Origin of the sequence: Psychrobacter sanguinis, assembly GCF_020736705.1 — a bacterium.
Taxonomy (GTDB): Bacteria; Pseudomonadota; Gammaproteobacteria; order Pseudomonadales; family Moraxellaceae; genus Psychrobacter; species Psychrobacter sanguinis.
In genome coordinates, this window is record NZ_CP085990.1 from 2,629,724 (window position 1) to 2,654,290 (window position 24,567).

At 40.4% G+C, this 24,567-nt stretch carries 22 protein-coding genes; 11 read left to right on the plus strand and 11 right to left on the minus strand.

What is annotated here, in order from left to right:
* Positions 1-228 precede the first annotated feature (228 nt).
* Both LK453_RS11075 and LK453_RS11080 read left to right on the plus strand, forming a co-directional pair.
* Positions 229-1,911 carry an AMP-binding protein gene (locus tag LK453_RS11075; RefSeq protein WP_201528739.1) on the plus strand — a complete coding sequence of 561 codons (1,683 nt, stop codon included), beginning with the start codon at positions 229-231 and terminating at the stop codon, positions 1,909-1,911.
* A 410-nt stretch (positions 1,912-2,321) separates the two neighbouring features.
* Positions 2,322-2,735: a hypothetical protein gene (locus tag LK453_RS11080; RefSeq protein WP_201541730.1), complete on the plus strand. Its 414-nt coding sequence runs from the start codon at positions 2,322-2,324 to the stop codon at positions 2,733-2,735.
* Here LK453_RS11080 and LK453_RS11085 read toward each other — a convergent pair.
* A complete protein-coding gene (locus LK453_RS11085; RefSeq protein ID WP_265335061.1) occupies positions 2,713-3,708 on the minus strand; it encodes an IS4 family transposase in 996 nt (331 codons plus the stop codon). The two genes, LK453_RS11080 and LK453_RS11085, sit on opposite strands and share 23 nt — an antisense overlap.
* A gap of 217 nt (positions 3,709-3,925) precedes the next feature.
* Here LK453_RS11085 and LK453_RS11090 point away from each other — a divergent pair, with 217 nt between their 5' ends.
* Positions 3,926-4,312, plus strand: coding sequence for a DUF962 domain-containing protein (locus tag LK453_RS11090; protein WP_201528743.1), 387 nt, complete (start codon positions 3,926-3,928; stop codon positions 4,310-4,312).
* A gap of 260 nt (positions 4,313-4,572) precedes the next feature.
* Positions 4,573-5,283: a DarT1-associated NADAR antitoxin family protein gene (locus tag LK453_RS11095; RefSeq protein WP_201528745.1), complete on the plus strand. Its 711-nt coding sequence runs from the start codon at positions 4,573-4,575 to the stop codon at positions 5,281-5,283.
* A gap of 69 nt (positions 5,284-5,352) precedes the next feature.
* On the opposite strand, the gene LK453_RS11100 is transcribed toward LK453_RS11095, so the two are convergent.
* On the minus strand, positions 5,353-6,252 hold the full coding sequence (locus tag LK453_RS11100) for a LysR family transcriptional regulator (RefSeq protein ID WP_201541568.1): 900 nt from the start codon (positions 6,250-6,252) through the stop codon (positions 5,353-5,355).
* A gap of 131 nt (positions 6,253-6,383) precedes the next feature.
* On the opposite strand from LK453_RS11100, the gene dkgB reads away from it, so the two are divergent.
* The gene (dkgB, locus tag LK453_RS11105) at positions 6,384-7,187 is read left to right on the plus strand and encodes a 2,5-didehydrogluconate reductase DkgB (RefSeq protein ID WP_201541570.1); all 804 of its coding nucleotides are present in this window, start codon (positions 6,384-6,386) and stop codon (positions 7,185-7,187) included.
* A 35-nt stretch (positions 7,188-7,222) separates the two neighbouring features.
* Positions 7,223-7,807, plus strand: coding sequence for an NAD(P)H-dependent oxidoreductase (locus LK453_RS11110; protein WP_201528750.1), 585 nt, complete (start codon positions 7,223-7,225; stop codon positions 7,805-7,807).
* A 126-nt stretch (positions 7,808-7,933) separates the two neighbouring features.
* Here the strand turns inward: LK453_RS11110 and LK453_RS11115 are convergent, their stop codons facing one another.
* Together LK453_RS11115 and LK453_RS11120 are read right to left on the minus strand one after the other, a co-directional pair.
* A complete protein-coding gene (locus LK453_RS11115) occupies positions 7,934-9,271 on the minus strand; it encodes a basic amino acid/polyamine antiporter (protein ID WP_201541572.1) in 1,338 nt (445 codons plus the stop codon).
* Between the two features lie 4 nt (positions 9,272-9,275).
* Positions 9,276-10,193, minus strand: a complete 918-nt coding sequence (locus LK453_RS11120; RefSeq protein ID WP_265088888.1) for a homocysteine S-methyltransferase family protein — start codon at positions 10,191-10,193, stop codon at positions 9,276-9,278.
* Between the two features lie 341 nt (positions 10,194-10,534).
* On the opposite strand from LK453_RS11120, the gene LK453_RS11125 reads away from it, so the two are divergent.
* The 5 genes from LK453_RS11125 to LK453_RS11145 all read left to right on the plus strand — a co-directional run bounded on the left by LK453_RS11125 (position 10,535) and on the right by LK453_RS11145 (position 16,294).
* On the plus strand, positions 10,535-11,665 hold the full coding sequence (locus LK453_RS11125; protein ID WP_201541575.1) for a flavin monoamine oxidase family protein: 1,131 nt from the start codon (positions 10,535-10,537) through the stop codon (positions 11,663-11,665).
* Positions 11,666-12,457: 792 nt separating this feature from the next.
* Positions 12,458-13,762 carry an adenosylmethionine--8-amino-7-oxononanoate transaminase gene (bioA, locus tag LK453_RS11130; RefSeq protein WP_201541599.1) on the plus strand — a complete coding sequence of 435 codons (1,305 nt, stop codon included), beginning with the start codon at positions 12,458-12,460 and terminating at the stop codon, positions 13,760-13,762.
* Between the two features lie 41 nt (positions 13,763-13,803).
* The gene (gene bioD / locus LK453_RS11135; protein ID WP_201533723.1) at positions 13,804-14,562 is read left to right on the plus strand and encodes a dethiobiotin synthase; all 759 of its coding nucleotides are present in this window, start codon (positions 13,804-13,806) and stop codon (positions 14,560-14,562) included.
* Between the two features lie 170 nt (positions 14,563-14,732).
* Positions 14,733-15,596, plus strand: coding sequence for a dethiobiotin synthase (gene bioD / locus LK453_RS11140; protein ID WP_201533726.1), 864 nt, complete (start codon positions 14,733-14,735; stop codon positions 15,594-15,596).
* Positions 15,593-16,294, plus strand: coding sequence for a hypothetical protein (locus LK453_RS11145; protein WP_201533729.1), 702 nt, complete (start codon positions 15,593-15,595; stop codon positions 16,292-16,294). The genes bioD (LK453_RS11140) and LK453_RS11145 overlap by 4 nt, the downstream gene beginning before the upstream one ends.
* A gap of 19 nt (positions 16,295-16,313) precedes the next feature.
* Here LK453_RS11145 and LK453_RS11150 read toward each other — a convergent pair whose 3' ends face one another.
* From LK453_RS11150 to LK453_RS11175, 7 genes are all read right to left on the minus strand, one after another.
* A complete protein-coding gene (locus tag LK453_RS11150; RefSeq protein WP_227674347.1) occupies positions 16,314-16,499 on the minus strand; it encodes a hypothetical protein in 186 nt (61 codons plus the stop codon).
* Between the two features lie 231 nt (positions 16,500-16,730).
* On the minus strand, positions 16,731-17,483 hold the full coding sequence (locus tag LK453_RS11155) for a M90 family metallopeptidase (protein ID WP_201533732.1): 753 nt from the start codon (positions 17,481-17,483) through the stop codon (positions 16,731-16,733).
* A 34-nt stretch (positions 17,484-17,517) separates the two neighbouring features.
* Complete coding sequence (locus LK453_RS11160; RefSeq protein ID WP_227953998.1) at positions 17,518-18,477, minus strand: AraC family transcriptional regulator; 960 nt, start codon at positions 18,475-18,477, stop codon at positions 17,518-17,520.
* Between the two features lie 253 nt (positions 18,478-18,730).
* Positions 18,731-20,122, minus strand: coding sequence for a hydantoinase/oxoprolinase family protein (locus tag LK453_RS11165; RefSeq protein ID WP_265088889.1), 1,392 nt, complete (start codon positions 20,120-20,122; stop codon positions 18,731-18,733).
* Positions 20,020-20,823, minus strand: a complete 804-nt coding sequence (locus tag LK453_RS14335) for a hydantoinase/oxoprolinase N-terminal domain-containing protein (RefSeq protein WP_265088887.1) — start codon at positions 20,821-20,823, stop codon at positions 20,020-20,022. Before LK453_RS14335 ends, LK453_RS11165 begins: the two co-directional genes overlap by 103 nt.
* 59 nt (positions 20,824-20,882) lie before the next feature.
* Positions 20,883-22,661 (minus strand): caprolactamase subunit beta, encoded by a 1,779-nt coding sequence (gene capB / locus LK453_RS11170; protein WP_201533738.1) that lies wholly within the window; start codon positions 22,659-22,661, stop codon positions 20,883-20,885.
* 254 nt (positions 22,662-22,915) lie between these two features.
* Positions 22,916-24,175 carry a DUF819 family protein gene (locus LK453_RS11175; RefSeq protein ID WP_201533741.1) on the minus strand — a complete coding sequence of 420 codons (1,260 nt, stop codon included), beginning with the start codon at positions 24,173-24,175 and terminating at the stop codon, positions 22,916-22,918.
* Positions 24,176-24,567 lie beyond the last annotated feature (392 nt).

The window sequence follows — 24,567 nt, forward strand, 5'->3', positions numbered from 1 at the left end:
AGATGGCAGGTTAATTCTTATGCCTAAAGAAGGTAAATTACTTAATCCTTGTAATTTACCTCTTGAATGTATTTAATAACAGTAGCTCGCTTGTCTGTATATTACTTGCCCATATCTCACTTTTCTATATAAAGTAGTTTGGATAAAGTGGTTTAGCGAGCTATTTATATCTATGTTAGACCCTCACTTCAAGGCTGAAGTGTAATAATAAACTATGGAAGGTAAGTTATGAATAAGTTTTGGACCGAATTCTATCCGGAAGGCGTCGCTAAAGAATTACCCCCTCTCAATCAGTCGCTAAATGACTACTTCGATGAAACCCTAACAAAATTTGCTAAAAACAAATTTATGACCAATATGGGCGTGTCATATACCTATGCCGAAGTAGATCAAATATCAAAGAATATAGCCGCATGGATTCAAAGTCTAGGATTAGCAAAAGGCTCAACTGTTGGGGTCATGATGCCTAACGTTAATCAATATCTGCCTATAGTTATTGGCGCTTTACGTGCCGGCATGGTATTGACTCTAATTAACCCTCTGTATACTTCACGAGAATTAAAACATCAATTGATTGATGCGGATGCCAAACTTATCTTTATTTTGGAACCATTCGCTCATGGCCTAGACTCTATTATTGACAAAACACCGGTAGAAACGGTCGTTGTGAGCGCTATTGGTGATATGTTAGGCACCGCAAAAGGAACCTTGATTAATTTAGCGGCCAAACACCTTAAAAAAGCAGTGCCGAAGTATGATTTATCAGGCTGTTCAAAATGCCAAGAAATTAGCTTTAAAGAGGTATTAAAGAAAGGCAAAAAGCTCAAATATACCCGTCCTGATATCAATCCTGATGACTTGGCAATGATTCAATACACCGGTGGCACCACAGGGGTCGCTAAGGGTATCTTGATTACCCACCATAACGTGGTCTATGGTACCAAGCAATATGATGAATGGTTCAAGCCATTAAATTATGATCCCAATAAAGACGGTCAGTTAACCTCAGTTATCGCTTTGCCGCTGTACCATATCTTCGCTTTTATTATCTCTTTACTCGGTTTTCGTACTGGACAACATTTCTTACTGGTCACCAACCCTCGTGATATTAATGCGTTCGTAAAATTGCTGAAAAAAGAAGAGTTTCATCTGCTGCCTGCCGTAAACACCCTGTTCCAAGCCCTGTTGAATCATTCTGATTTTAAATCCGTTGATTTTTCAAAATTAAAACTGTCTTTGGCAGGCGGTATGGCCGCTACGCCTGAAATGGCACGTAAGTGGTTAGAAACCACTGGCGTTCCTATCCATGAAGGGTGGGGCATGTCAGAAACGCTTGGTGTTGGCACTGCAAACCCTCTAACTAATAGAGAGTTCACCGGTACGATTGGTATGCCTGTTCCAGGCGTCGATATCAAGATATTTGATGATGAAGAAAACGTACTGGGTGTGGGCGAGGAAGGTGAGATTGGTATTAAAGGGATGAACGTTATCAAAGGTTATCACAATCTTGATAACAGTAAGTTCTTTACCAAAGATGGGTATTTGAAGACAGGTGATGTCGGCACTATCGATGCAAAAGGCTATGTTAAACTTTTCGATAGAAAAAAAGACATGCTTATCGTCAGTGGCTTTAATGTCTATCCTAATGAGATTGAAGGCGTTGTAGAGATGCATCCTAAAGTTAGAGAATGCTCAGTAGTAGGTGTGGAGGATGAGCAACAAGGCCAATCTGTGAAACTGTTTGTGGTCACTGATGATAAAAGCTTAACCAAAAAAGAGCTGATTGAGTTTTGTAAAAAGAACTTAGCGGCTTATAAATGTCCTCGTCATGTTGAGTTCATTGATGAGCTACCCAAATCAACTGTGGGTAAAATTTTAAGACACGAACTACGCTCTAAGAGCAATGCATAGTTATTGCACAATAGCCATAATTGCATAGCCATCTTTAATGATGAGCGTTAAGAATCATTTTTAAGCATCTTGTTTTATTCCTAAAAAGCTAGACCACAATCTGGTTTGGCTTTTTTGGCTTTAAGACCATCAATTAATTGCAATCATACTACTATCGATCTGTAAGTCCTTTTAATTGTGTAGATTACAACTGGGTTACAGTACAGACATTTGAGTTAAAGACTGGTTGGCTATCATTGTCTTAAATCTGTCACAAAATTTTCGGTGGTTCTTAACTGTTAGACCTATTTGGGTAATACACGACAGATATTTATAAGACGGTCTCTATTTTAGCTATATACAATTCAGCTATCTGCAATCTAAAGTACAAACATTAAATAAGATTAATATTTTAATAAAAGGTGAGTGTTATGACTAAGACAAAATTAATTTCTGCCGGCCTAATGGCTGCAGCTTTAAGTGTGGCATCGGGTTGTACCTCGACTCCGCTTATTTTAGATGGTCCTGTTTATCATCCTAATGGCGATTATAAAAAACACGACAATCATAAAAACAAAAATAAGCACAATAATCATAAAAACAAAGGCTATAAGAATACCAACAATAAAGCCAATGCAGAAAGGCTTGCTACTCGTAAACTAAATAGCATGGGATATAGAGTTGAAAAGTTAGACTATAAAGAGAAGCAGGGTATTGTTAAAGCCAAAGCTTATCGCGGTGGTAGCAAGTATAAGATTGATTTGAGCTATCCTAGCATGCAAGTTATTAATATAAAAAAGGACTCTGCACACGACAAAAAAATCATCCCCACCGGATTTTCATAGGTTTAGGGGTTAAAAAGCTAACTAACTGTCGAAAGACAGTCTTATCATTGTTAAAAAACACCAAACGAAGACCTTCAATCAATAAATCCAGACCAAGCGCAAACAAACTGGCTTGAGGTCGAGCGTTTGACTTCAACTTGCGTTTTAACGGCTTATCTTTGTCTTTATAAATACCGACATGATAAGCCCAACAAAATGCTAAGGCGTTCACTGCGACTAATTTACTGACCCGATCAAGATGGGTTAAGTGGGTATCTTCAAGATTAAAGCCACTCCCCTTTAGACAAGCAAATAAAGTCTCAATTTCCCAACGCTTGCCATAGCTTATCATCGCATCCACTGTTTCTAGTTGATTGGTTGCCACAATCACTAAACCGTAGTCTTTATCACGCTTGGCAAATACTCGAACCAAACAACCATCGACAGTCAGTATTCGCCCATGTCGATATGTTTCTTGATGGCCAACATGGCGAAATAACTCTTTAATCTGTACCAACTTGCCATGATGATTCTTAACTTTACTGTTCTTCTTAATCCGTATGGCAAAGGGTATGTGATTATTGGTGAGCCAGTTAAACCATTTTTCGCCAACAAACTCTCTGTCTGCTACTATCATCTCAAGGTTATCTTTGCCAAATTGTTTGATAAACCGCTCAATAAGTTCACAGCGTTCAAGATGGTTTGTATTACCTCGCTTATCTAGCATTTGCCAGTATAAGGGGATGGCTATCCCTTTATATACCACCCCTAGCATAAAGATGTTGAGGTTACTTTTACCCCATTTCCAGTTGGTGCGGTCAATGGTTAAGGTGACTTTGCCTAGCCCAAACAGTCGATATATCATTAAAGCTAATTGATCATAGTCTATCCTCGCTTCGGCAAAAAATCGCTGTAGTCTGCGATAGTGACTGTCGGTCTTGCCACCCTTAGGAATGTGTCTTGCTATTTTTTTTAAGATTACTGCTTTGAGCAGTAATCAGGGCTATTATCATTAAGCTCAAACATGTGATTCTTGCCTTGTTCATACTCAGGTTTTGGGTTAAAGTTTCACTAAGTCTGTTAAAGTTTGGCATGGTCTGATTCGTCTTAAAAATTACTATTATGCCTTTGCTTTAACAGACTTTTTTGTTTTTTTTGTCGTGTGCAGAGAAAAAAGGACTAAAATAGATAGTATAAGCAAGGAGGCTACTATGAAAAATTTTAAGGATAATAAACCCACATTACAATCTACTAATAACTTCCCCTTAATTACTACCAAAGCGGAGTTTGAAAGCTTCTATAGCTTTTACTTGAGCCAACATCAAAATATCAGTTGTCGCCGACTGCACTTTGTAGGTAGTAGCTTTGGCCTAATTGGGCTGGCCACTACTATTAACACAGGTAAAATAAGTCCGCTACTGAAAGGAATCACAGCGGGCTATGCTTGTGCTTGGGTAGGTCATTTCTTTTTCGAGAAAAACAAACCCGCCACTTTTAAATATCCGCTACAAAGTTTTAGCAGTGACTTTAGAATGTATGCAGATGTACTACGCGGTAGGTTAAGTCTAAAAGATCCAAAATTTGATAAAGTTAGCTGACAGTAGTAACGACTAGTCACTACTGGAGTGACATAGTGTGTTTAAAGGTGGGCAACTTCAATAATCTCTTATCTGTATGTAAATATAACCGCCCTGATATTAAGTATCAGGGCGGTTTTTTATACTTAGTATGTTTTTAATGTTTTGTATTAAACTAAAAAATAGCACAAGATAAATTATCAAGAATCAGCTAAACTGCCTCGCTAAGACTAAGTAATATTTATTGATAGCACGTACATTAAAGTAAAAGGCACCTCGTTATGGAACAAGCAACAACTCCCATGGAATCTAAACCCGTATTCATGCCAAGAGTGGGCAGTGATAATCTGGTAAAAACCGATATGGTTCGAATTGAACGGCATGTGGGGTTTGCTACTAGACAGAAGAAAAAGACCCTTAACGATCTGCACCGAGTCATCAAAAAGAAATATGGCTTTAAAAATGTATTAGAACTGTCTACCAAATCAGGCAATAAATTAAGCTTCCCATTAAGTCCTTATAGCTTACAAATTACCAATGACGACGGCCAAAAGTACAGTGTTGAGAATGCTTTCCAGGCCAGTAAGGTGTTTGAACAAGGTGGACCTTATTTGGACTTACTGACTGAGAAGCCTAGACAGGCGAGAAAAGATGACCGTTTAATCTCATCGGGTGAGTTAACTGGTTATGATTATTTTGGTATGGAATGGGGTGTCGAACCATTAACCACTTTTTATGACTGGCTTTATATCAACGCGCTAAAACAACATCCAGAATTACATGAAGAAGTTGTTCAGTATCAAGCTTTCACTGATATCTCGTTTAATCCAAAGAGATCTGTTCATTGTGCGGCTTACTCACTGGCGATGTTTGTGGCTCTACATAAGCGAGATTTGCTAGAGGATGTTGAAGATCCTGGCACCTTTTATGATTTGGTTACTGGTTTTGAGCTAAGCAATACCGAGCATCTTTTGGAAGAGGGTTGGTTTTAACTACCGACCAGTTACTTGCCCCGTGTTTGATTGTAGTTAGCCTGACAAACCACATATAAACATATGGTATTAAAAGCGCTTAGTGGTACTCAGCTCTTTTTTTATAAACTCAATGAATGAGCTGACCCGCTGTGATAGCTTTCTATTCCTATAGTAGACTAGGTTAATGGGCTGCTGCATTTTTATTGTACTAGCAGCAAATAATTCAATCAGTCGCCCTTCTTTGAGGTCTTGTTGAGTCATAAAGTCAGATAAGCAGACAATGCCAGTACCGCACAAGGCTAATTGCCTTAAAGTTTCACCGCTATCGGCTTTTATATTGGTCTGAGCATGAAATAAATTATTAAAAGTATCATATATTGGCCAATCATTTAGCTTGGGTAGAGAATTAAAGCCCAATAACTGATGGTGAGCCAAATCTTCTACACTTTGCGGTGTACCATATTTTTGTAGATATTCTGGGCTGGCTAGAATTCGAATCTGACTTAAGCCTAGTGGTGTGGCACTTAAGGTAGAGTCCTTTAGCTCTCCAATGCGCACTGCCACATCGGTTCGCTCCTCTAATAAATCTACCAGACTTTCATTGCTTACCAGTTCGATATCGATTTGCGGATAGGCTTGGCTATATTTTGTCATCAGTGGAGCAATGACATGTAGCATAAAAGGGGTAGCCGCGTCGATTCTCAGCTTACCTGAGGGTACCTCTTTGTTTTTTATCAACATATCCTCAGCGGCTTCTAGATCATTTAATACACCCCGTATCCGTGCTAAATACATCTCACCCTCTTGGGTCAGCTCCAGGCGTCTTGTTGTGCGTCTAAATAATGCCGTATCTAACTTTCTCTCCAACCTCGCTAAAGATCGGCTTACTGCTGATACCGTAACATCTAGGTATTCAGCCGCCTGACTTATACTGCCAGTGTCAACAATACTTATAAAAGTATCAAGCTCATTAAGGGTGACTTTCATTATTGACTCTTATGCAAAAGAATTTTGATTTACTGTGCCTTCTTATCAATTAACTGTCTATATATACTATCTCTCAACAAGCAATATTGCTTATAAGCTTAACGTTTACCATAAAAAGACAGGTGAATTATATGAGACTTCCAGAATTCGGTTTAGGTACATTTAGACTGCAAGGAGAGACCGTTATCAACTCTGTAGAAAATGCACTAGATTTAGGCTATAGAGCCATAGATACTGCACAAATATATGGCAACGAGGCAGACATTGGTGCGGCGATAAAAAATAGCGGCATTGCTACCGAGTCTATATATCTTACCACCAAAATCTGGGTAGATAATTTATCCAAAGACGCTCTTGTCCCCAGTCTCAAAGAAAGCTTAAATAACCTGGGCGTTGATAGCGTAGACTTAACCCTGATCCATTGGCCAGCACCTTCAGGTCCTGTGCCACTTGAAGAATACATGATCGCCTTACTTGAGGCAAAAAACTTAGGTCTAACTAAGAAGATCGGAGTGTCTAATTTCAATATTGAATTACTACAACAAGCCATCGATGTGGTAGGGGCTGAAAATATCGAAACCAATCAAATAGAGCTTAGTCCTTATCTACAAAATCGTAAATTGGTTAGTTTTATGCATCAACAACGTATAAAGGTCACTTCATATATGACTTTGGCCTACGGTAAAGCACTAAAAGATGCGGTAATCCAAAAAATAGCTGAGCAAAACGGACAAACTCCTGCCCAAGTTATTTTAGCGTGGGCACTGGCCAAAGACTATGCGGTTATTCCTTCATCCACGAAGCGTGAGAATCTTGCCAGCAATTTACAAGCCCAAAACATAACTTTAAGTGGTGAGCAAATGGCACAAATTGATCAGTTAGAAGCCAACAGCCGCGAAGTGAATCCTGAAGGTCTAGCACCAATTTGGGATTAATATTAAAAACATTGGATAGATATAGAGCAGTTAACATGAAAAACATATTGATATTAAATGGCGGTAAAAACTTTGCCCATTCGCACGGCAAACTTAATGACACTATGACGCAGACTGCCGAAGCACACTTGCTAAACTTGGGTCATCAGGTAAAAGTGACTCATATTGATGCCGGCTATGATGTAGAGGAGGAGATACAAAAGTGGCTTTGGGCAGATGTGGTCATTCAACAGGCCCCAGCTTGGTGGATGGGTGTGCCTTGGATCGTTAAAAAGTATATCGATGAGGTGTTCACTCTAGGTCACGGCCGCTTATATCAAAGCGATGGACGCACGCGTCAAGATCCTGCGAAGAAATATGGCTCTGGCGGTTTGTTACAAGGCAAGCAATACATGCTTTCAGTCACTTGGAATGCGCCCGCCATTGCCTTTACCGATCCTAAGCAGTTCTTTGAAGCGGCTGGCGTGGACGGGGTCTATATTGCTACTCATAAAGCCTATCAGTTTTTAGGTATGACACCATTGCCCACCTTTATGAGTAATGATGTCATCAAAAACCCAACTATTGATAGTGATATACAAAATTATCAAGCGCATTTGACCGCCGTCTTTGGTCATTAGTGGCTAGGAATTAGCTTTTATCAGATTATTATTAATCCACTTACTCATTTACGAGACAATTAAAAAAGGCCTGAAAAACATATTTTTTGGGCCTTTTTTAATTGAACTGTGTATGCCACACGATATTTATAGCTTGTTTTGTATGGTCTGCTGGCGTGCTTGATAACGACTATAGTAAAAAATCATTAAACCCGGTATATAGAGCAATAATGACAGTAATAAGTTATCGATACCTGCAGCATAAATCAGCCAGATACCATACAAACTTGCACCAAGCCCCACAGCCTTGATAGACCATCGCTCTGATTGCGCAAAAGATATCTTGACCAAATAGGCACCGACCAAGAAGTAGGGTATCAGAATCATGGAGGTTGAGATAACCACTAACAGGTTATAACCTTCGCCTGTCAAAAATATCATTAATAGACATAGTTGCACGGTTAAGCTAGTTAGTGTTAGCGACGCTGTCGGTGTGCCTTGCTCATTTTGTTTGGTAAAAATACGCGGGAAAGCATGGTACTTAGCTGCGGTATAGGGCACTTCAGCAGAGTACAAAATCCAACTTAAATAAGAGGCCAACACAGAAATAATAAGACCAATACTAATTACCCATTTACCGACACTGCCTGTCATGTGTGCCATGATGCCAGCCATAGATGGGTTACTCAATGCTGCAACATCGACCCGGCTCATCACTCCCAATGAAAGAAGTGTGATGGCAATATATAACACCAATGCCATAATTACGCCAATATAGGTAGCATGTCCGATATCAGAGCGACGCTTGGCCCGCTGCGAGAGGACAGTGGCCCCTTCAATACCGGTAAATACCCATAAAGTAATGAGCATTGTGTTTTTAACTTGATCCATAAAAGGTACGTTTAAAGTCGTGCCAGCGCGATCGATATTAAAAGTCTCAATATCAAACGCATAAAATGCAAATACAATAAAAGCGATAAGGGGTAAGCTTTTTGCCAAAGTTGCTAGCAAGTTGATAAAGGCTGCCTGCTTGACACCACGCAGCACCAGATAGTGTACCAGCCACAAGATGAAAGACTCACCCAATAGGGCCCATAAGGTATTGCCCTCGCCAAAGATAGTCTGACTTGGGGTGTCGACAAAACTGCCCAAAGCAGCAAACGCTACCACCAAGTAGCCCACCACACCAATGGTGGCACATAACCAGTATCCCCAAGCCGAAAAGAAGCCTGCTAAATCGCCAAAGCCCTCTTTGGCATAAGTATAAATACCGCCGTCTAGCTCAGGCTTGAGACGTGATAAATGCAAGAAACAGCCGGCGAGAAATAAGATACCTACACCGGTGATGAGCCAAGCGGTAATAATGGCATTTGCACCTGCAACTTCAGCCATGTTTTGCGGTAAGCTAAAGATGCCCGCCCCAACCATTGAGCTAAAAACGATGGCGGTGAGCATAGCTAATCCGATTTTTTGTCCGTTTTGCATGGTGCTATCTCTGTGTTGTTGCCGCCTCTGTGAAGTAATGGCTCAGCTCATTAATATGTTCAGGGCCAATACCACAGCAGCCGCCAATCAATGACGCACCTTGTGTCTGCCATTTTTTTGCCCATACTAGATAAGCAGGCGGGGTAAGATCGTCGCGTACTTCATCTAATCCATCATTGGCTGTGGCATCTTTTGGTTGAGGCGGAAAAGCATTGGCATAGGCACCAAGCTTAATTTGCTTGGCGTCTTTTTGTTCTAGCACATTTCGTGCAACTTCCAATGCCTGCTCAATGACTTCAGGTTGGCAACAGTTGAACAATATGGCCTCGATATTAAGCTCTGACAGTGTGGCTACCGCTTCTTCTACCGTCTCTCCAGAGCGCAGGCGAGGCACATCAAGATGTTCACTGTCTTCTAAAGTAAAGGATATCCATACCGGTTTGTTGTCTGTATCTAGCTTTGTAAGCAACTCGCGAACAGCCACCGATTCTGCGATTAGACTTTGAGTTTCTACTAGCCAATGGTCCACATACGGACGTAGACCTGTGATTAAAGGACTGGCAATATCCTCTACATGCTCAGCCTCAAATAAATCTGCACGATAAGAACCAAACAAAGGTGGAATAGAACCCGCTACTTTAGTGGTTGTTCCTTCTAATGCGACTGCATTGCGGGCCATTCCTCCAGCTGATGCGGCCAAGTCCTGAGCTTGCTCAGCAAATCGTTCTGCACCAATATGAAAGGGAACAAGCGCATAGCTGTTAGTTGTAATAACCGCAGCACCGCTTCGGATAAAGTCACGATGCACATCACGAACGATTTCTGGAGCTTCTATCATTGCCAGTGCTGACCATTCAGGCTGACGAAATGGTGCGCCGCGCTTGGCAAGTTCTCGTCCCATTCCACCATCAATAATTGTAATTGCGTCATATGACATAATAAGCTCCTTTTTATTATAAATAACTGACCCTGATTGGATTCGGCAGTTAATTTGAGAGAAAAGAAATAGACCCAATAGGGTCTTTTTAAATGAAGTCGATTAAGTTTAAAAAATAAAATAGTAGTGGGGCAGAAACAATAAACGCAATAGCATACAGAGATAAACAAAAGTTTACTAAATTCTTAAACTGAATATTTACTTTCTTCATTTGCTGTTTTGACGTTTAATAAGGCATAAATAGACCAGACAAGTCATTTTAATGGCTGTTTTTAATCAAATTACTTTGGTATTACATAGGCTTAATACCCAGCGGAAAACGAATAATGAACAAAGCACGTATCGCCATCATAGGCGCAGGACTGAGTGGCCTTTATGCCGCCTATTTGTTAGAAAAGCAGGGCATAGACTATGTGCTTTTAGAATCCCGAGATAGAATTGGTGGTCGTATTCATTCGGTTGCAGCTGATGGTCAGAGTGTAATGGATATGAAAACTAGCTCTGATTGTTTTGACCTTGGACCTTCTTGGTTTTGGCCTGGTTATCAACCACAATTAGGGCAATTAGTAGAAGAGTTGGGTCTTGAATGCTTTGCTCAATTCGAAGATGGTGACATGGTGATAGAAAGATCGCCTAATACAGCACCAATACGTATGCAAGGTTACGTAAGTTCGCCAACTTCCATGCGATTGGTCGGTGGTATGGCTGCGTTAACAGAGGCACTTTATCAGCGCTTGGATAGCGATCGAGTATTAACGGGTCATAAGGTCTGCCAATTAAGAAAAACAGAGATGGCTATTGAGCTAGAGGTTGAGTTGATAGCTACAGATGATGATCAAAGCCACCATAGAATTAAAACATGGCAAGTATCACAAGTATTATTAGCGCTACCACCACGTTTGGCGGAACAAAACATAGAGTTTACGCCGGCATTACCCGATGATTTGGCAGAACAATGGGCTTCAACAGCAACCTGGATGGCGCCTCATGCCAAATACTTTGCTATATACGATACGCCATTTTGGCGTGAGCTAGGTCTTTCTGGTTCAGCCAACAGTACTGTAGTCCCCTTAACTGAAATTCATGATGCTTCTGTAGTTAATGGTTATGCTGCATTATTTGGCTTCTTTGGAGTTGCTCCTGAGGTACGCCAAAGTGTTTCAGCGGACGAGTTAAAGTTTCATTGTCGAGAACAATTAGTTCGACTATTTGGTACTCAGGCAAAAACACCTGTGGCTGATTTTTTCAAAGACTGGTCACAAGACGAATTCACGGCGACAAGTATTGACGTTCAAAGTGGCGGTCAACATCCGCATCCACCAGCATCTAAAGCCACAACAGGTGTATGGCAATATAATCTGATAGGTATTGGCAGTGAATGGTCTCGTCAGTTTCCAGGCTATGTGGCTGGTGCAGTTGAAGCAGCAAGTCTTGGGGTTCAAGATTTACTTCGATAGATAATATAATGCTTGGATGAATAATTATAATAGAGCAGGATGGGTTTGGAATATTTAGGTAAAGTTGATATTCAAATAAGCAATATTAGCAGCATATACTTATGGTTTTCATGCCTATATAGAGATTTATTTTTATAGTGTCTAATAGGCATGGCCGTCCTTGAAATATAAATATATCGGATTCTATCTTAGCTAATCTATTTAGCTGGCAGGATAAGCGTAAAGGTTTGAAATATACTTTGACGAATGAGACTTCTAAAATAGTAGAAGATGATAAGGGTTAAAAAAGGATTTAATTTCTTAATCTATGATTGAATCAATCCAAGATTAAAGTGCGCTCAGATTTGCACAGAATAATTAAAGTAGGGTGATAGTCCTATTCTGTGCAAATATGAAATAAGGATATTAGGCGAATATTTATACAAAGACGATTGACACATCTGATTTATCATTCATTTCCAAACCTAGGTAATAGAACATTGTGAGTATATAAATTATTTAACAACTCAATAGTTATCAGTAGCAAGTATCTATACTTATAAGCCAATCAACATTCGATAGGTATTAGCATAATAGATTTTATTTAACATAATATACATTATGCGAAAACAAACCAACCGGTTTTAGAAGTTTCATAAACTTTGTCATTGATGCGTTTTGATACAAGTTATTGTCTCGTTTAATATATCTCTTAATGATTATCTTAAATCCATATCGATTAATATTAATGCTAACATGTTTCGGCAATCCTATTTCTCGCAAACTTACTTTGACGATAACTTATCCCACGCTATGCAAAATAATAATTCTAATCTGTTAAATCAAAACTTCGATGACTTTGATCACAATCATCTGTGGCATCCATACACAACGTTACCAGCACAATATTCTAACATCGTCATTGATCACGCAGATGGTGTCTATCTTTATACCAAATCTGGTGAGCAACTTATCGATGGCATGTCTTCTTGGTGGTCTGCCACTCACGGATATAATCATCCAAAACTAAATGACGCTGTGCACAATCAACTAGATAAAATGGCACATGTCATGTTTGGCGGTTTAACTCATCAGCCTGCTATAGATTTGGGTAAAAAACTACTTTCTATAGTACCTCAAGGCCTTGACGCTATCTTCTATGCTGACAGCGGTAGCATCGCTGTTGAAGTTGCTCTAAAAATGGCACTACAGTATCAATTGACACATAATCAGCCTAATCGCAATCAAATAGCGACTACCCGTTCTGGTTATTATGGCGATACCTGGCATGCCATGAGCATCTGTGACCCTGAAACTGGTATGCACAGTATCTACGGTAAACAGCTGCCAGTACAACTGTTTGTTGACAAACCTGATGCCGGTTATAACACCCCGTTAGCAGCTAGTACTAGAGATGATTTGTGTACATTTTTTGAACAAAATCAGCATGATATGGCGGCTTTTATTATAGAGCCTATCGTCCAAGGTGCTGGTGGTATGCGCTTTTATTCGCCAGAATATCTGAAGTTATTACGTAATCTGTGTCATAAATATGACATATTATTGATTGCAGATGAAATTGCATCAGGTTTTGGTCGTACTGGCAAAATGTTTGCTTGCCAGCATGCTGATATATCACCTGACATTATGACCGTTGGCAAAGCGTTAACTGGTGGATATATGACATTTGCTGCGACATTATGCCAACGTCATGTCGCAGATAGTATTGCTAATAGTCAATATTCGGCATTAATGCATGGTCCTACTTTTATGGGTAACCCCCTAGCCTGTTCTGTTGCTTTGGCTTCTATTAAGCTGATAGAAGACAATGATTATCCGCAGCGCGCCTTAAATATTGAGAAACAGCTAAAAAAGCGCTTAGAGCCGTTAAATAGTTGTGAACAGGTAGCTGATGTGCGTGTATTGGGCGCTATAGGCGTTATTGAATTGTATGACCCTGTTAATATGCCACGTTTCCAAAAACTTCTGATAAAGAACAAGGTTTGGATTAGACCATTTGGCAAGCTGGTATATATCATGCCACCGATAATTATGACGGATGAAGAGGTTTCGCTGTTGTGTGAGCGATTAACACAGGTATTAATGGATTACTTTTAAGTTATTTATTTTGACTTTAATTTGCATTCATAGGCAACCTAATGAATTACTCTAATAACACCTTGTTTATAGGTGGTATTGATACTGATATTGGCAAAACTTACGCGACAGGAGTCCTAGCCAAAGCCTTGTATAATAGAGGGCTCAAGGTTATTACTCAAAAATTAGTACAAACTGGCTGCGAAGGTATCGCTGAGGATATTATCACTCATAGAGATATTATGGGCATGCCCTTACAAGCGCTAGATAAAGATGGCACGACCTGTCCCTACGTCTTTAGTAAGCCTGCATCACCGCATTTATCTTCTACTATAGAAAACATTCAAATCGACCCCGAATTAATCACTGCCAATACGCACAAGCTAGCAGCAGAATACGAAATTGTTTTGCTAGAAGGTGCTGGCGGTCTCATGGTGCCTATTACAGAGTCGCTCCTAACTTTAGATTACATCGCTGAACGAGGTTATCCAGTAGTTCTGGTCACCTCAGGCAGATTGGGCAGTATCAATCATACGCTATTAAGCATTGAAGCAATAAAGTCCCGTTCGCTACAGCTGCATGCGGTAATATACAATCACTGGCAGCCGGACAAGCATCTATACTCTAATTATGAACCTGATCAGGATATTGTCGACAGTACCAAAGACTATTTGCAGACTTATTTAAAGCATAATTATCCGGATACCTTTTGGGTCGATCTGCCGTATATATCACCTGACAACCGTACGATAAAGGATACAACAAATAATCCTTACCATTCTTTGGGTGATTATGTTCAAGCGGTTATCAATGAACTCTAAAAAGAGGCATGGTATAAAGAATAAAATATTTTAAATCAAAGATGCGGTAATGTTCGTGCTAGCTGCTCAATACTTGAGTAAATCACAGAACTCTTATTGAACTTAAGGCAACAAACTTATTAAAGTGGGCTATAGAGTCAATATAAGCTTAGGAAGTAGAAAGTATAACTATGAGTGTTTTTTTTATTACAGGAATTGATGCCAAAATAGGCAAAACGTTTGCAACAGGTTATCTGGCCAAGCAGCTTATGGAACATGGCATTAATGTCATCACTCAAAAGTTAATTGAAACCGGCTGTGAGGATGAGATTTCTGAAGATATTAGTGCACATAGGGATCTTATGAAGATATCACTTCAACCGGTTGATAAGCAATATATTAGCTGCCCTTACGTTTTTAAGGCAGCTGCCCCACCTTATTTAGCCGCAGAATTGGAGCATGTGACCTTATACCCAAATCGTATATCGGTGGCCACTCAGCAGCTAAAGCTACAATACGAGGTGGTGCTATTAGAAACTTCAGGCGGTATTATGACGCCTATAACCGATTCATTATCCACCATAGATTATATGGCCTTGCAGGGCCACCCTATTGTCTTAGTAACTGCGGCAACGTTAGAAAGTATTAATCACACCCTTCTGGCATTACAAGCGATTGCCCAACGTGGTTTACCGCTTCATGCTGTCATTTACAACCAATTTCAAGAAGAAGATGAAAGCTTTGATGAGATAGCTACAGAAGAAGTACTACAAGATGAAAAACTATATGATAAAAAATATAGCCACCATCGTGTAAAAACTGAGTTGGCTGAAAAGACTCGGTCCTATCTTCAGCATTATTTAAAACAGCATCATCCCGATACTTTTTGGGTGGAACTACCACATATCAAATTTACTGATGATGCTACGTTATATCAAAAGATGAATGCAGATAAAAATAATATGCCTTTCTATACTATGGAAAAGTATGCTCAAGAAATTGCTGATAACACCCTATATGCAGAGTCTTTATACAAAAGGATTGCAAAGAAATGATGATAAAAAATAAAACAGCTCATCTCATTAGTAGACCTGTATCGATGACAGCACTAGCAGTATTAACTACTGTATTGGCAGCTTGTAGTAGCACGCCTTCAGCGGCTATCAATCCAGTTGATACCCTTCAACCTACTACCAGTCCATCTACTAGCCAACCTGTACCAAATACTTCTTATCAATCAGCTGAAAATAAAAAAAGACTAATTGTCGAACACTCTAAGCAAGTACAAAGCTATTTGGCCAAAGGTCAGTTTGATAAACTTATCTCCTTTTTGCATCCCACTAAAGGGGTGCGTTTTAGTATGTACGCTTATGTGCAACCCGGAGTCGATAAAGTTTTTAGTCGTGAGCAATTTGAGACTTATTTGAAGCAATCTCGAATCAAATTTACTTGGGGTCATAAGGATGGTAAAGGAGATTTGTATGTTACTCCCCTTCCCGATTATTTAACCACGTGGGTCAAAGCAGAAGATTTTAATAATATATCGCCCACTTACAATCAATTTCAAGGCTCTGGTAATAGTCTTAACAACTTACAAGAGGCCTACCCTAACGCCCAGTTCGTTGAATTCTACAATCCAGGTATGAACCCAGAGTATCAAGGTATGGACTGGCGGGCCCTACGCTTAGTTTTTGAGGAATATCAAGGACAATATTATCTAGTGGCTATTATCAATGACCAATGGACGGTTTAAATTTAATAATGGCTTTCTGTCAGGTGGTATAGGCTTTTAACCATTCCAAAAACTCATCACTGGTGGTCGCGACATTGAGACGTAAATAAGTTGAGGACTCAGCATTGGGCGTAAATAATAGTCCAAGTGCAACTAACCAACCTTCATTATGAGCTTGTAAAGCAAGTTTTGCGGTATCGCACCCCACATCCACCCAAATGAACATCCCTGCCTGCGTATGCTCGGGGTAGACAAGCCTTATACAGTTGGTTCAGCGTAATCTGAACAAATATCTGATTTTACTAGTTAGTTTTTTATTGGTAACTTTTTCAATAATTTCTGTCTCTATAAAATCCTCTAAAGCCTTGTAACAACAAACCCCACTTGAACTTAATTCAAGTGGGGTTTGCCATCAAACAATCACCAAAATTACAGTCTAGATTAAACATACTCGTAATTAATAGGTTTCTAACGTATTTTGCTTAAAGAAATCCGCCAAAAGCTCATAAATATGAGGGTAAGCCTGTTGTAAATCTTGTGGTCTTTCAAAAAACACTTCGCTAATAACCGCTAAAAATTCAGCGGGGTTGGTAGCGCCATAACGATCAATACCAGGCTTAGGGTTGCTTTGAAAATCAGCAAACCCCTGCTCCATTATTTGAGTCCACTGCGTAGGGTCCATACCAGATTGTAGAGGTGGGAAACCGTTGGCTCGGCCATTTAACATATCAAGCTTATGTACAAACTCGTGAATCACCACATTATGACCATCTAAGTGACCTGAGTTCTTTACATCTTTCCCAGATAAGATTACTGGGCCGCGTAGCCACGCTTCACCACTTCGATGTTGAGTACCTTCATGTACTATCCCTATCTCATCGGTGCTAGTTGTTTTAGAGACATAGGAACTTGGGTAAATAATGATAGAAGTCCAGCCTTTATACCACTCTAAACCCAGATTAAGTATGGGCAGGCATGCTTGTAACGCAATAGATTGTTTTATCTTATCTGTAACGCCAAAGCCCTGCGCGCCATTAATAGATTTATTATGTAGAAACAGTATGGCCAAATCTATTAGTTGCTCTAGCTCATTGTCACTTAGACGATCCAATATACGTAGCTGTTTAGCAACTTGTTGCCAACTCTCAGCGCTATAGGGGTTTTTATCTAAAATGCGCTGTTCCTGCCATTCTTTGATTTTATCGAACATGGAGTATATCCTTTAAACCTTTCCTTTAAGGGTATTACTTATAAATAGTATCTTTCGGGGGATAACCAAAGTGTTTTTTGTAGATACGAGAAAAGTAGCTTTGATCACTATAACCCACCTGTTGAGCGACCTCTTGGATACTAGAAAATGGATGACTCTTTAGCAGTTGGTGAGCTTGCTTTAAACGCAAGCTTTTTACCCAATCAGAGTAACTATACGGCAGATTTACAAATAACTTATGCAAATATCTCACTGATACATGGCAGGCTTTAGCCACCGCGGCTGGAGACAAATCTGAATTATGAAGGTTTCTATAAACGTAGCTTTCAATACGCTTTAGATGAGCTGACTGCATATCAGTATTGGTGCTAATAAGTGATTCAGTAGGGGAACTTAGATGTAGTACCAACAGATTTAATAACTGCTGCTCCAAGACATGTCGCTCTAGATCGGTTAGTTCATATCGATTAATAGTATTAATAATATGAGTAATTTGGAAAAACAGCAGTCTCCCCACACCCGTCTCAAGAGATAAGCTACGAGCAAACTCACGCTCAATATGGCTTATTTGTGAAGATAATAATGATAAAGGTGTTTTTATAACGTATAAACTGGCAGCCTTGCTATGATAAAACTCATAAGGTAAATGCGATAGCTCAATAAAAAATGCTCCTGGACCGGATATCAATTCTCGTTTATGCTGATTAAAATTTACTTTTCCTGATATAGGAAAAGTGATAAGAACACTTTCTGTAGGGTCTGGATTTGTTATCAAATTGCGCTTGTAATGCACTGTGTTAGCATGATAATAAGACACACCAACTTGATTCAATTTTACGTGTTCTAGTCTACCAAAAAATGATTGCGGCTGTAAAAAGCTTACCTGCAAGTCAAAATAAGTATCATTAATGATATGTTGCCAGCCAAGAGCGCCTAACCTATCATTAGGTATAGGCAGGTTGCTTTTACTCTCCTGCCAAAGATCAAAGTTCATAGGCAAGCTTGGGTATGTATTCATCCTTGAACACTCATAAGTAGTTAGTTATCAATCTGTCATCACCCTACTTAAGCTATCACAAATATCGTTAACTTCAAACTTAGCAATAAATTATAATTACCTTAAAAAGATTCCTAAATTTATCGTTACCTCCTAAATATTTACTAATTAGCTGAATCATAAAAATAGCGTAAAACACGGTCGTGTTTTACGCTATTAATTAGTGCTAATAAAACTTTGAAAAATAGTATCAACTAACTGGGCTAAGCTTATAAGTGCCCGTCTGATGTAACTCAGCTTGCCAGCCACTCTTAATCACTAAAGTTGTGGTAGGCTCTTGAATTAATGCAGGACCGGTTACTAGTGCACCTGAACCGAACTTTTCACCATCATAAATAGGCGTATCTAACCAGCCTTCTTCTCTATCAAATAACATACTACGAGTCCCTGTCTGTGCTTGAGCGATATCTCCTAATTGAGATGCCAGCTTAGGTAGCTGCGGTTTACTGATTTTACCCATCACTGAAACTTCTATATTTACAAGCTCCACCTTGCTGTCTAGCTCATCATAGGTATACAACTCTTTATGACGCTTATGGAACCTATCTAAGATAACTTGTGCTTTCTCAGCATCAATATGACCGTTGGGGATTAACACATTACACTCATGAACTTGTCCAACATAGCGCATTTCCATAGTTCTCTCAATGACTATATCCGACTCACAAAAGCCATCTTCTAGCAACTTTTGGATCCCTTGCTGCTCTAACTCTTCAAGCTTTTTGTTTAATCCATCCAAGTTAGCAGAGGTAGACATAATCATCATTTGAGTGGCTAGATAATTATATTTGATATCAGAGATAATCTGACCAAAAGCACATAAGCATGAAGCTATCTTAGGTACTAGCACTGTCTTAATCCCCATCTCTTCCGCTAGACTGATGATATGCATGCCAGCCGCTCCACCTGCACAAATTAAAGCAAAATCACGGGGATCATAACCTTTTTCAATGGTAATGCGGCGAATGGCGTTTGCCATATTTTGATTGACAATGGCATTCACCCCATAGGCTGCATCTTGCAAAGAAATACTTAAAGGATCTGCAATATGTTGTTGTAGAGCATTTTCTGCCTTTTCTTTATCTAAGGTAACACTGCCTCCTAACACCGCATTTGGCTCTAAATAACCCAAAGCTAAATTAGCATCTGTCACTGTGGGTAAAGTGCCACCTTTGCCATAACAGGCCGGTCCTGGAGAAGCCCCTGCACTTTGTGGTCCAACTTCTAGCATACCAAAGGTATTAACGTGTCCTATTGAGCCGCCACCTGCACCGAGCGTTTCAACGTGAATCATTGGCACACCAATACGATTGCGTAAGAAGTCTATGTCGCGGTTTAGGCTAGTGCGCCCAGATTTGGCCATCGTAATATCAAATGAAGTACCACCCATATCCACAGTGATAATGTTATCAATGTTAAAGGGATTGGCAATATATAATCCCGCTTGAGGGGCAGAAGCGGGTCCTGAATTGATAGCATTCACTGCTCTTTCTCGCATAATATTACCCACAGCGAGCCCGCCATTAGATTGAAAATAGCGTACAGGTTGTTGAGCACCAAGCTTTTTAAAATAATCGTCAATCTTATGTACATAAGAGGACATGACGAGGACATGACTGGGCTTAAGTAGGCGTTTACCAAAGTAGTTGAGGTTCGGGTATATTCTTTAATTTGCGGATAGACCTCACTGCCGCAACAAACAAAGACTCCAGGCATATGCTCTTCAACTAGCTGTTTAGCGCGAAATTCATGCTCTGGATTACGAATAGACCACACAAAAGAGATGGCGACTGCTTCGACCTCTCTCTGCTTGAAGACTTCAATGGCATCTAAGATGTCTTGTTCATTTAACGGTTCATACTCTGTACCATCCGCAAGTATTCGACCTCTAACCGGAAAGCGCAGGTCTCGAGGCGTAATCTGTGGCGCTGGCGGATAGCTAGCATCATAACGATAACCCTCTTCCTTATGACCCAGTCGGATTTCTATACTGTCCTCGTGACCATGGGTACATAGCAAGCCAACCTTAACCCCCTTCATTTGAATCAACGCATTTAGGGCGACTGTGGTGCCATTGATACATAGGTCGCAAGCGGCAATAATTTCCTCAATAGGTCGATCAAACTTATCTGCAATCTGTTGCAAGCCGTTAGCAATGGCCAACGTGCCATCCTGTGGTGTGGAAGGTGCTTTAAATAAGTGAATATCACCGCTTCTTTCAGCTAACACAAAGTCAGTAAAAGTACCGCCGGCATCGACTCCGATACGAAAATCATTTTTCATAAGTCATCCTTAACTTAATTAATTGGTCTAGTAGTTTGTATTTATTGTTTTAAATTGCTTTAAGCAGTAAATTTTCGCTGACTTTGTTGTTGACGCAGGGCGGTAGTTTGCTGATGATCTACCTCCAGCGTTTTAGGGTCTATTACCACACCATACTCAAGCTTTGCTGCTTCTATAGAGATAATTCTTTCTCTGATATCTTTTAAAACTGCCGCAATATCACGCTCAAATGAGTTGCCGTAACCCCCACCGCCTGGGTTAGTATTTCGTGCCCGCTCACCTGGAGAGATTTGAGTCATAGTGTTTTGTTTATATAAGTCTGTTACCCCTTCTTCATGAATAATCTCTAGACGTCCTAATTTCAGCTCTGGAGATATTTGCTCAGCTCCAGCCGCCCCCATCGTCGGATATTCACGTCCCTCGCCAAAAGCAACCACCGTCATCTCATGTCCTAATGGTTCAACTTCCCAAACTGTGCCACAGCCACCTCTATACTTGTCAGCTCCGCCACTATCTTCTGCCAGACCATATTTGTGGATCAAAATTGGGTACTGATATTCTAATAATTCTATATCTCCTGAGCTGAGCGCTCCAAAGCAGCATAATGGACCACAAGCATGCCAGCCATCCATTTGCTGTGTTGCACCAGCCCCAGAAATAATAGAGGCTAAAATCATAGTAACGTACTGCTCACCTGTGGTTGGATCGATACCTGAGATGTTAATTCCTGAGGCATGTCCCCACGAAGCAATTACTCTATCTGGTGCTGCAGCTTCGAAGGCCATTCGCACCGCATCGGTCAAGGTCTCCATAGGTGTGGTAGTACAGTTAACGTGAGGGGCAGGCTCTTTGGCATTACATAAGGTGCCATGCTCACCTAAGTCGACAGTTACACAACGATACAGTCCTTCATTGTAAGGCGGGTCTACTTGAGCAAACATCATCAGACCAAGTAGTACTCCTGACATTGAGTTCCCTGCATAAGAATTAATAAAATAAGGCACTTGTGGCGGGCTAGTAACTCTAATATGTACATTGCTGTCGCTAATTTCGATGTCGGCACTAATGGTTAAGTCGCCTAATCCATGTCCCGAGTCCTCTAATACCGCTTCACCATGGTATTGCCCATCAGGGATAGAAGAGATTAAAGTACGCATATGGTTGTCTGCCATATTTTTAAGTTCTTCAATGGCAGCTCTGACCGTCTCTACCCCATACTTATCTAACAAAGCAATCATATTGCGCTCACCTACCGAACAAGCGCCGTACTGAGCGTTTAAATCGCCTTCTTGGTTACGACGTGAGCGCATATTACTGTGTATCAAGTTGATAACATCCCTGCGTTTTACTCCTTTTTCCCAAATTTTTACTGGTGGGATTCGCAGACCCTCAGCATAAATCTCTTTAGCATCTGGGTTATACCCTGCTGGGACAGGCCCTCCTATATCAGTCACGTGTCCTTTACAAACTGTCCAGAAAACCAGTTCACCTTCATAGAAAACTGGTTTATACATACAGCAGTCTAAGATATGGCTTCCCATAAATACTGGATCGTTATGGTAAATTACATCACCTTCATGAATGTCATCGCCGTAATACTCGGCTACTGCTTTCATAGCAGGCATTAATGAGCCTAGATGGATAGGAATATCTTGACCTTGCAAAATCATTTCTGGTAAATGGTCAAATAAGGCGTTGCTGTAATCATGCGCTAGGTTAAATACGCTAGATCGAGCCGTTTTTTCTAAGGTGGTGGTCATCTCACGCTGCGCAGTTTCTAAAGCACCACGGACGACAGATAAAGTGATAGGATCGATTGATCGTTGAGATGTACTCATAGAAGACTCCCTGTCTAATGTGTGTAATAACACGGCTATTTAGTCATTCATCCTAATGACTAAGAGTTTTCAATATAGCGAGGTTATACCCAAAAAAATGACTCAGAGTGCACAGTTTTAGGACTAGCGTGCACAGCACAACTTGATCTGTTAAAAACCGCTAGATAAATCAGTGAAAGCAATAAAAAAAGCAGTGCTTATTTAGCACTGCTTTTTTTATTTTATAAACTTTAGAGGACGTTTTGTGAAATAAGCTAACCCACAACCAAACGCATCAACTGAGTAGATACATAACCACCGATAGTACCCACAGCATAGCCTAAGATACCCAAGAATACACCAACTGGGGCCAATGACGGGTGAAACGCTGTGGCCACAATCGGTGCCGAAGAAGCGCCGCCGGTATTGGCATTAGAGCCCACTGCTAAGAAGAAGAATGGCGCACGGATGAGTCTGGCTACTATAAATATAATCACCACGTGGATACACATCCACAATAGCCCTATCAATAGCAGACGCCACTGTGAGACAAGTCCATTTAGATTGATTTGCATCCCAATGGCCGCAATCAATATGAAAATAAACACCGTGCCCATTTTTGAGGCACCAATATGGTCTAGTCGGCGCACTTTGGTAAACGAAAAGCCCACACCTATTAATGTGATAATCACCACCATCCAGAAGAATGAACTTGCAAAGCTGTATTGTACTGCCCAGCTATAAGGGGAGAAGAATTCAGCTATTTGTCCCCCAATAAAATGAGCCAAGCCCACCATGGCAAAACACAGACCAAACATAACCATTAGGTCGTTTAAGGACCCAGGTCGAGCGTTTTCACGCTCATAACTCTCCACAGCTGCCACTACCTTTTCAATGCTACCGGTATCTGCCCGTAAAAATCTATCGATTTTATCACTGTGTTTGGCCATCACTAACAGTGCCAGTAGCCACAAAGAGGCATTGGTAGTGTCAACCAAGATCATCATACCGAACAGATCATCGCTAACCCCGAACAGCTCCTTCATGGCCGCTTGGTTGGCTGCACCCCCGATCCAGCTACCGGCTACTGCAGAAAAACCGCGCCACAAGGTATCATCCATAAACATCTCAGGAGAGATCCATTTGGCGATACCCAGACTCATTGGCCCACTAATGATGATGGCCATACTGGCAGCAAAAAACATCGCAATGGCTTTCCAACCGAGACCTAATATTTTCGGCACGTCCATAGACAAGGTCATCAGCAGTAAACTCGCCGGCAACAAATAAGTGGCGGTAAAGCCATATATTTGACTGCCAATGCCTTCAGCGAAAACCCCTAAACTGTTTAAAATAGCTGGAATAAAACAACATAAAACGATACCGGGAAGAACGGCATAAAATCGGCGCCAAAACTTACCTGGTAGTCCTTGGGTATAAAAAACCAGCCCAATAACCGCCATGATAATGCCAAAAGCTAACGGCAGGCTATCAATGGCTAGATTATTAAGGGGTAAATGAGAGAGATCTGGCATCGACTAGCTCCAGCAAGGCTATAGAATGAAGGGAGTATAAAAATAAAAAGCAGTCAGTATAAAGAAGCGTCATAAGTGCTGCAACACCCTACTAAACAACATTAAAAATAACACTAACCAAAAGGTTACGCTGCACCGGCCATTAGGGATACTTTATATGGCAGTATACTAGAAGCCTTTACTATTCTTACAAAACTTACGCACCCAAAATAAAATTTACCTATTTAATTAAAAGGCGTAGAACACTGATTTATTAAAGGCGTACACAAAGCAATGAATGAGTCAGATAATTAGCGTAAAATGGCCAAAAAATTTGCTAACTGCTTTTTTATTCGAAATAATGGGGGTTATACCCCAACAGTATTCGTTAATTGAAAATACACTGCGTCTGT

Bases quoted from the DNA above. Each gene is read 5' to 3' on its own strand.
- LK453_RS11075 (WP_201528739.1), top strand. From the start codon at position 229: ATGAATAAGTTTTGGACCGAATTCTATCCGGAAGGCGTCGCTAAAGAA.
- LK453_RS11080 (WP_201541730.1), top strand. From the start codon at position 2,322: ATGACTAAGACAAAATTAATTTCTGCCGGCCTAATGGCTGCAGCTTTA.
- LK453_RS11090 (WP_201528743.1), top strand. From the start codon at position 3,926: ATGAAAAATTTTAAGGATAATAAACCCACATTACAATCTACTAATAAC.
- LK453_RS11095 (WP_201528745.1), top strand. From the start codon at position 4,573: ATGGAACAAGCAACAACTCCCATGGAATCTAAACCCGTATTCATGCCA.
- LK453_RS11100 (WP_201541568.1), bottom strand. From the start codon at position 6,252: ATGAAAGTCACCCTTAATGAGCTTGATACTTTTATAAGTATTGTTGAC.
- dkgB (WP_201541570.1), top strand. From the start codon at position 6,384: ATGAGACTTCCAGAATTCGGTTTAGGTACATTTAGACTGCAAGGAGAG.
- LK453_RS11110 (WP_201528750.1), top strand. From the start codon at position 7,223: ATGAAAAACATATTGATATTAAATGGCGGTAAAAACTTTGCCCATTCG.
- LK453_RS11115 (WP_201541572.1), bottom strand. From the start codon at position 9,271: ATGCAAAACGGACAAAAAATCGGATTAGCTATGCTCACCGCCATCGTT.
- LK453_RS11125 (WP_201541575.1), top strand. From the start codon at position 10,535: ATGAACAAAGCACGTATCGCCATCATAGGCGCAGGACTGAGTGGCCTT.
- bioA (WP_201541599.1), top strand. From the start codon at position 12,458: ATGCAAAATAATAATTCTAATCTGTTAAATCAAAACTTCGATGACTTT.
- bioD (WP_201533723.1), top strand. From the start codon at position 13,804: ATGAATTACTCTAATAACACCTTGTTTATAGGTGGTATTGATACTGAT.
- bioD (WP_201533726.1), top strand. From the start codon at position 14,733: ATGAGTGTTTTTTTTATTACAGGAATTGATGCCAAAATAGGCAAAACG.
- LK453_RS11145 (WP_201533729.1), top strand. From the start codon at position 15,593: ATGATGATAAAAAATAAAACAGCTCATCTCATTAGTAGACCTGTATCG.
- LK453_RS11150 (WP_227674347.1), bottom strand. From the start codon at position 16,499: ATGTTCATTTGGGTGGATGTGGGGTGCGATACCGCAAAACTTGCTTTA.
- LK453_RS11155 (WP_201533732.1), bottom strand. From the start codon at position 17,483: ATGTTCGATAAAATCAAAGAATGGCAGGAACAGCGCATTTTAGATAAA.
- LK453_RS11160 (WP_227953998.1), bottom strand. From the start codon at position 18,477: ATGAACTTTGATCTTTGGCAGGAGAGTAAAAGCAACCTGCCTATACCT.
- LK453_RS14335 (WP_265088887.1), bottom strand. From the start codon at position 20,823: ATGAAAAATGATTTTCGTATCGGAGTCGATGCCGGCGGTACTTTTACT.
- capB (WP_201533738.1), bottom strand. From the start codon at position 22,661: ATGAGTACATCTCAACGATCAATCGATCCTATCACTTTATCTGTCGTC.
- LK453_RS11175 (WP_201533741.1), bottom strand. From the start codon at position 24,175: ATGCCAGATCTCTCTCATTTACCCCTTAATAATCTAGCCATTGATAGC.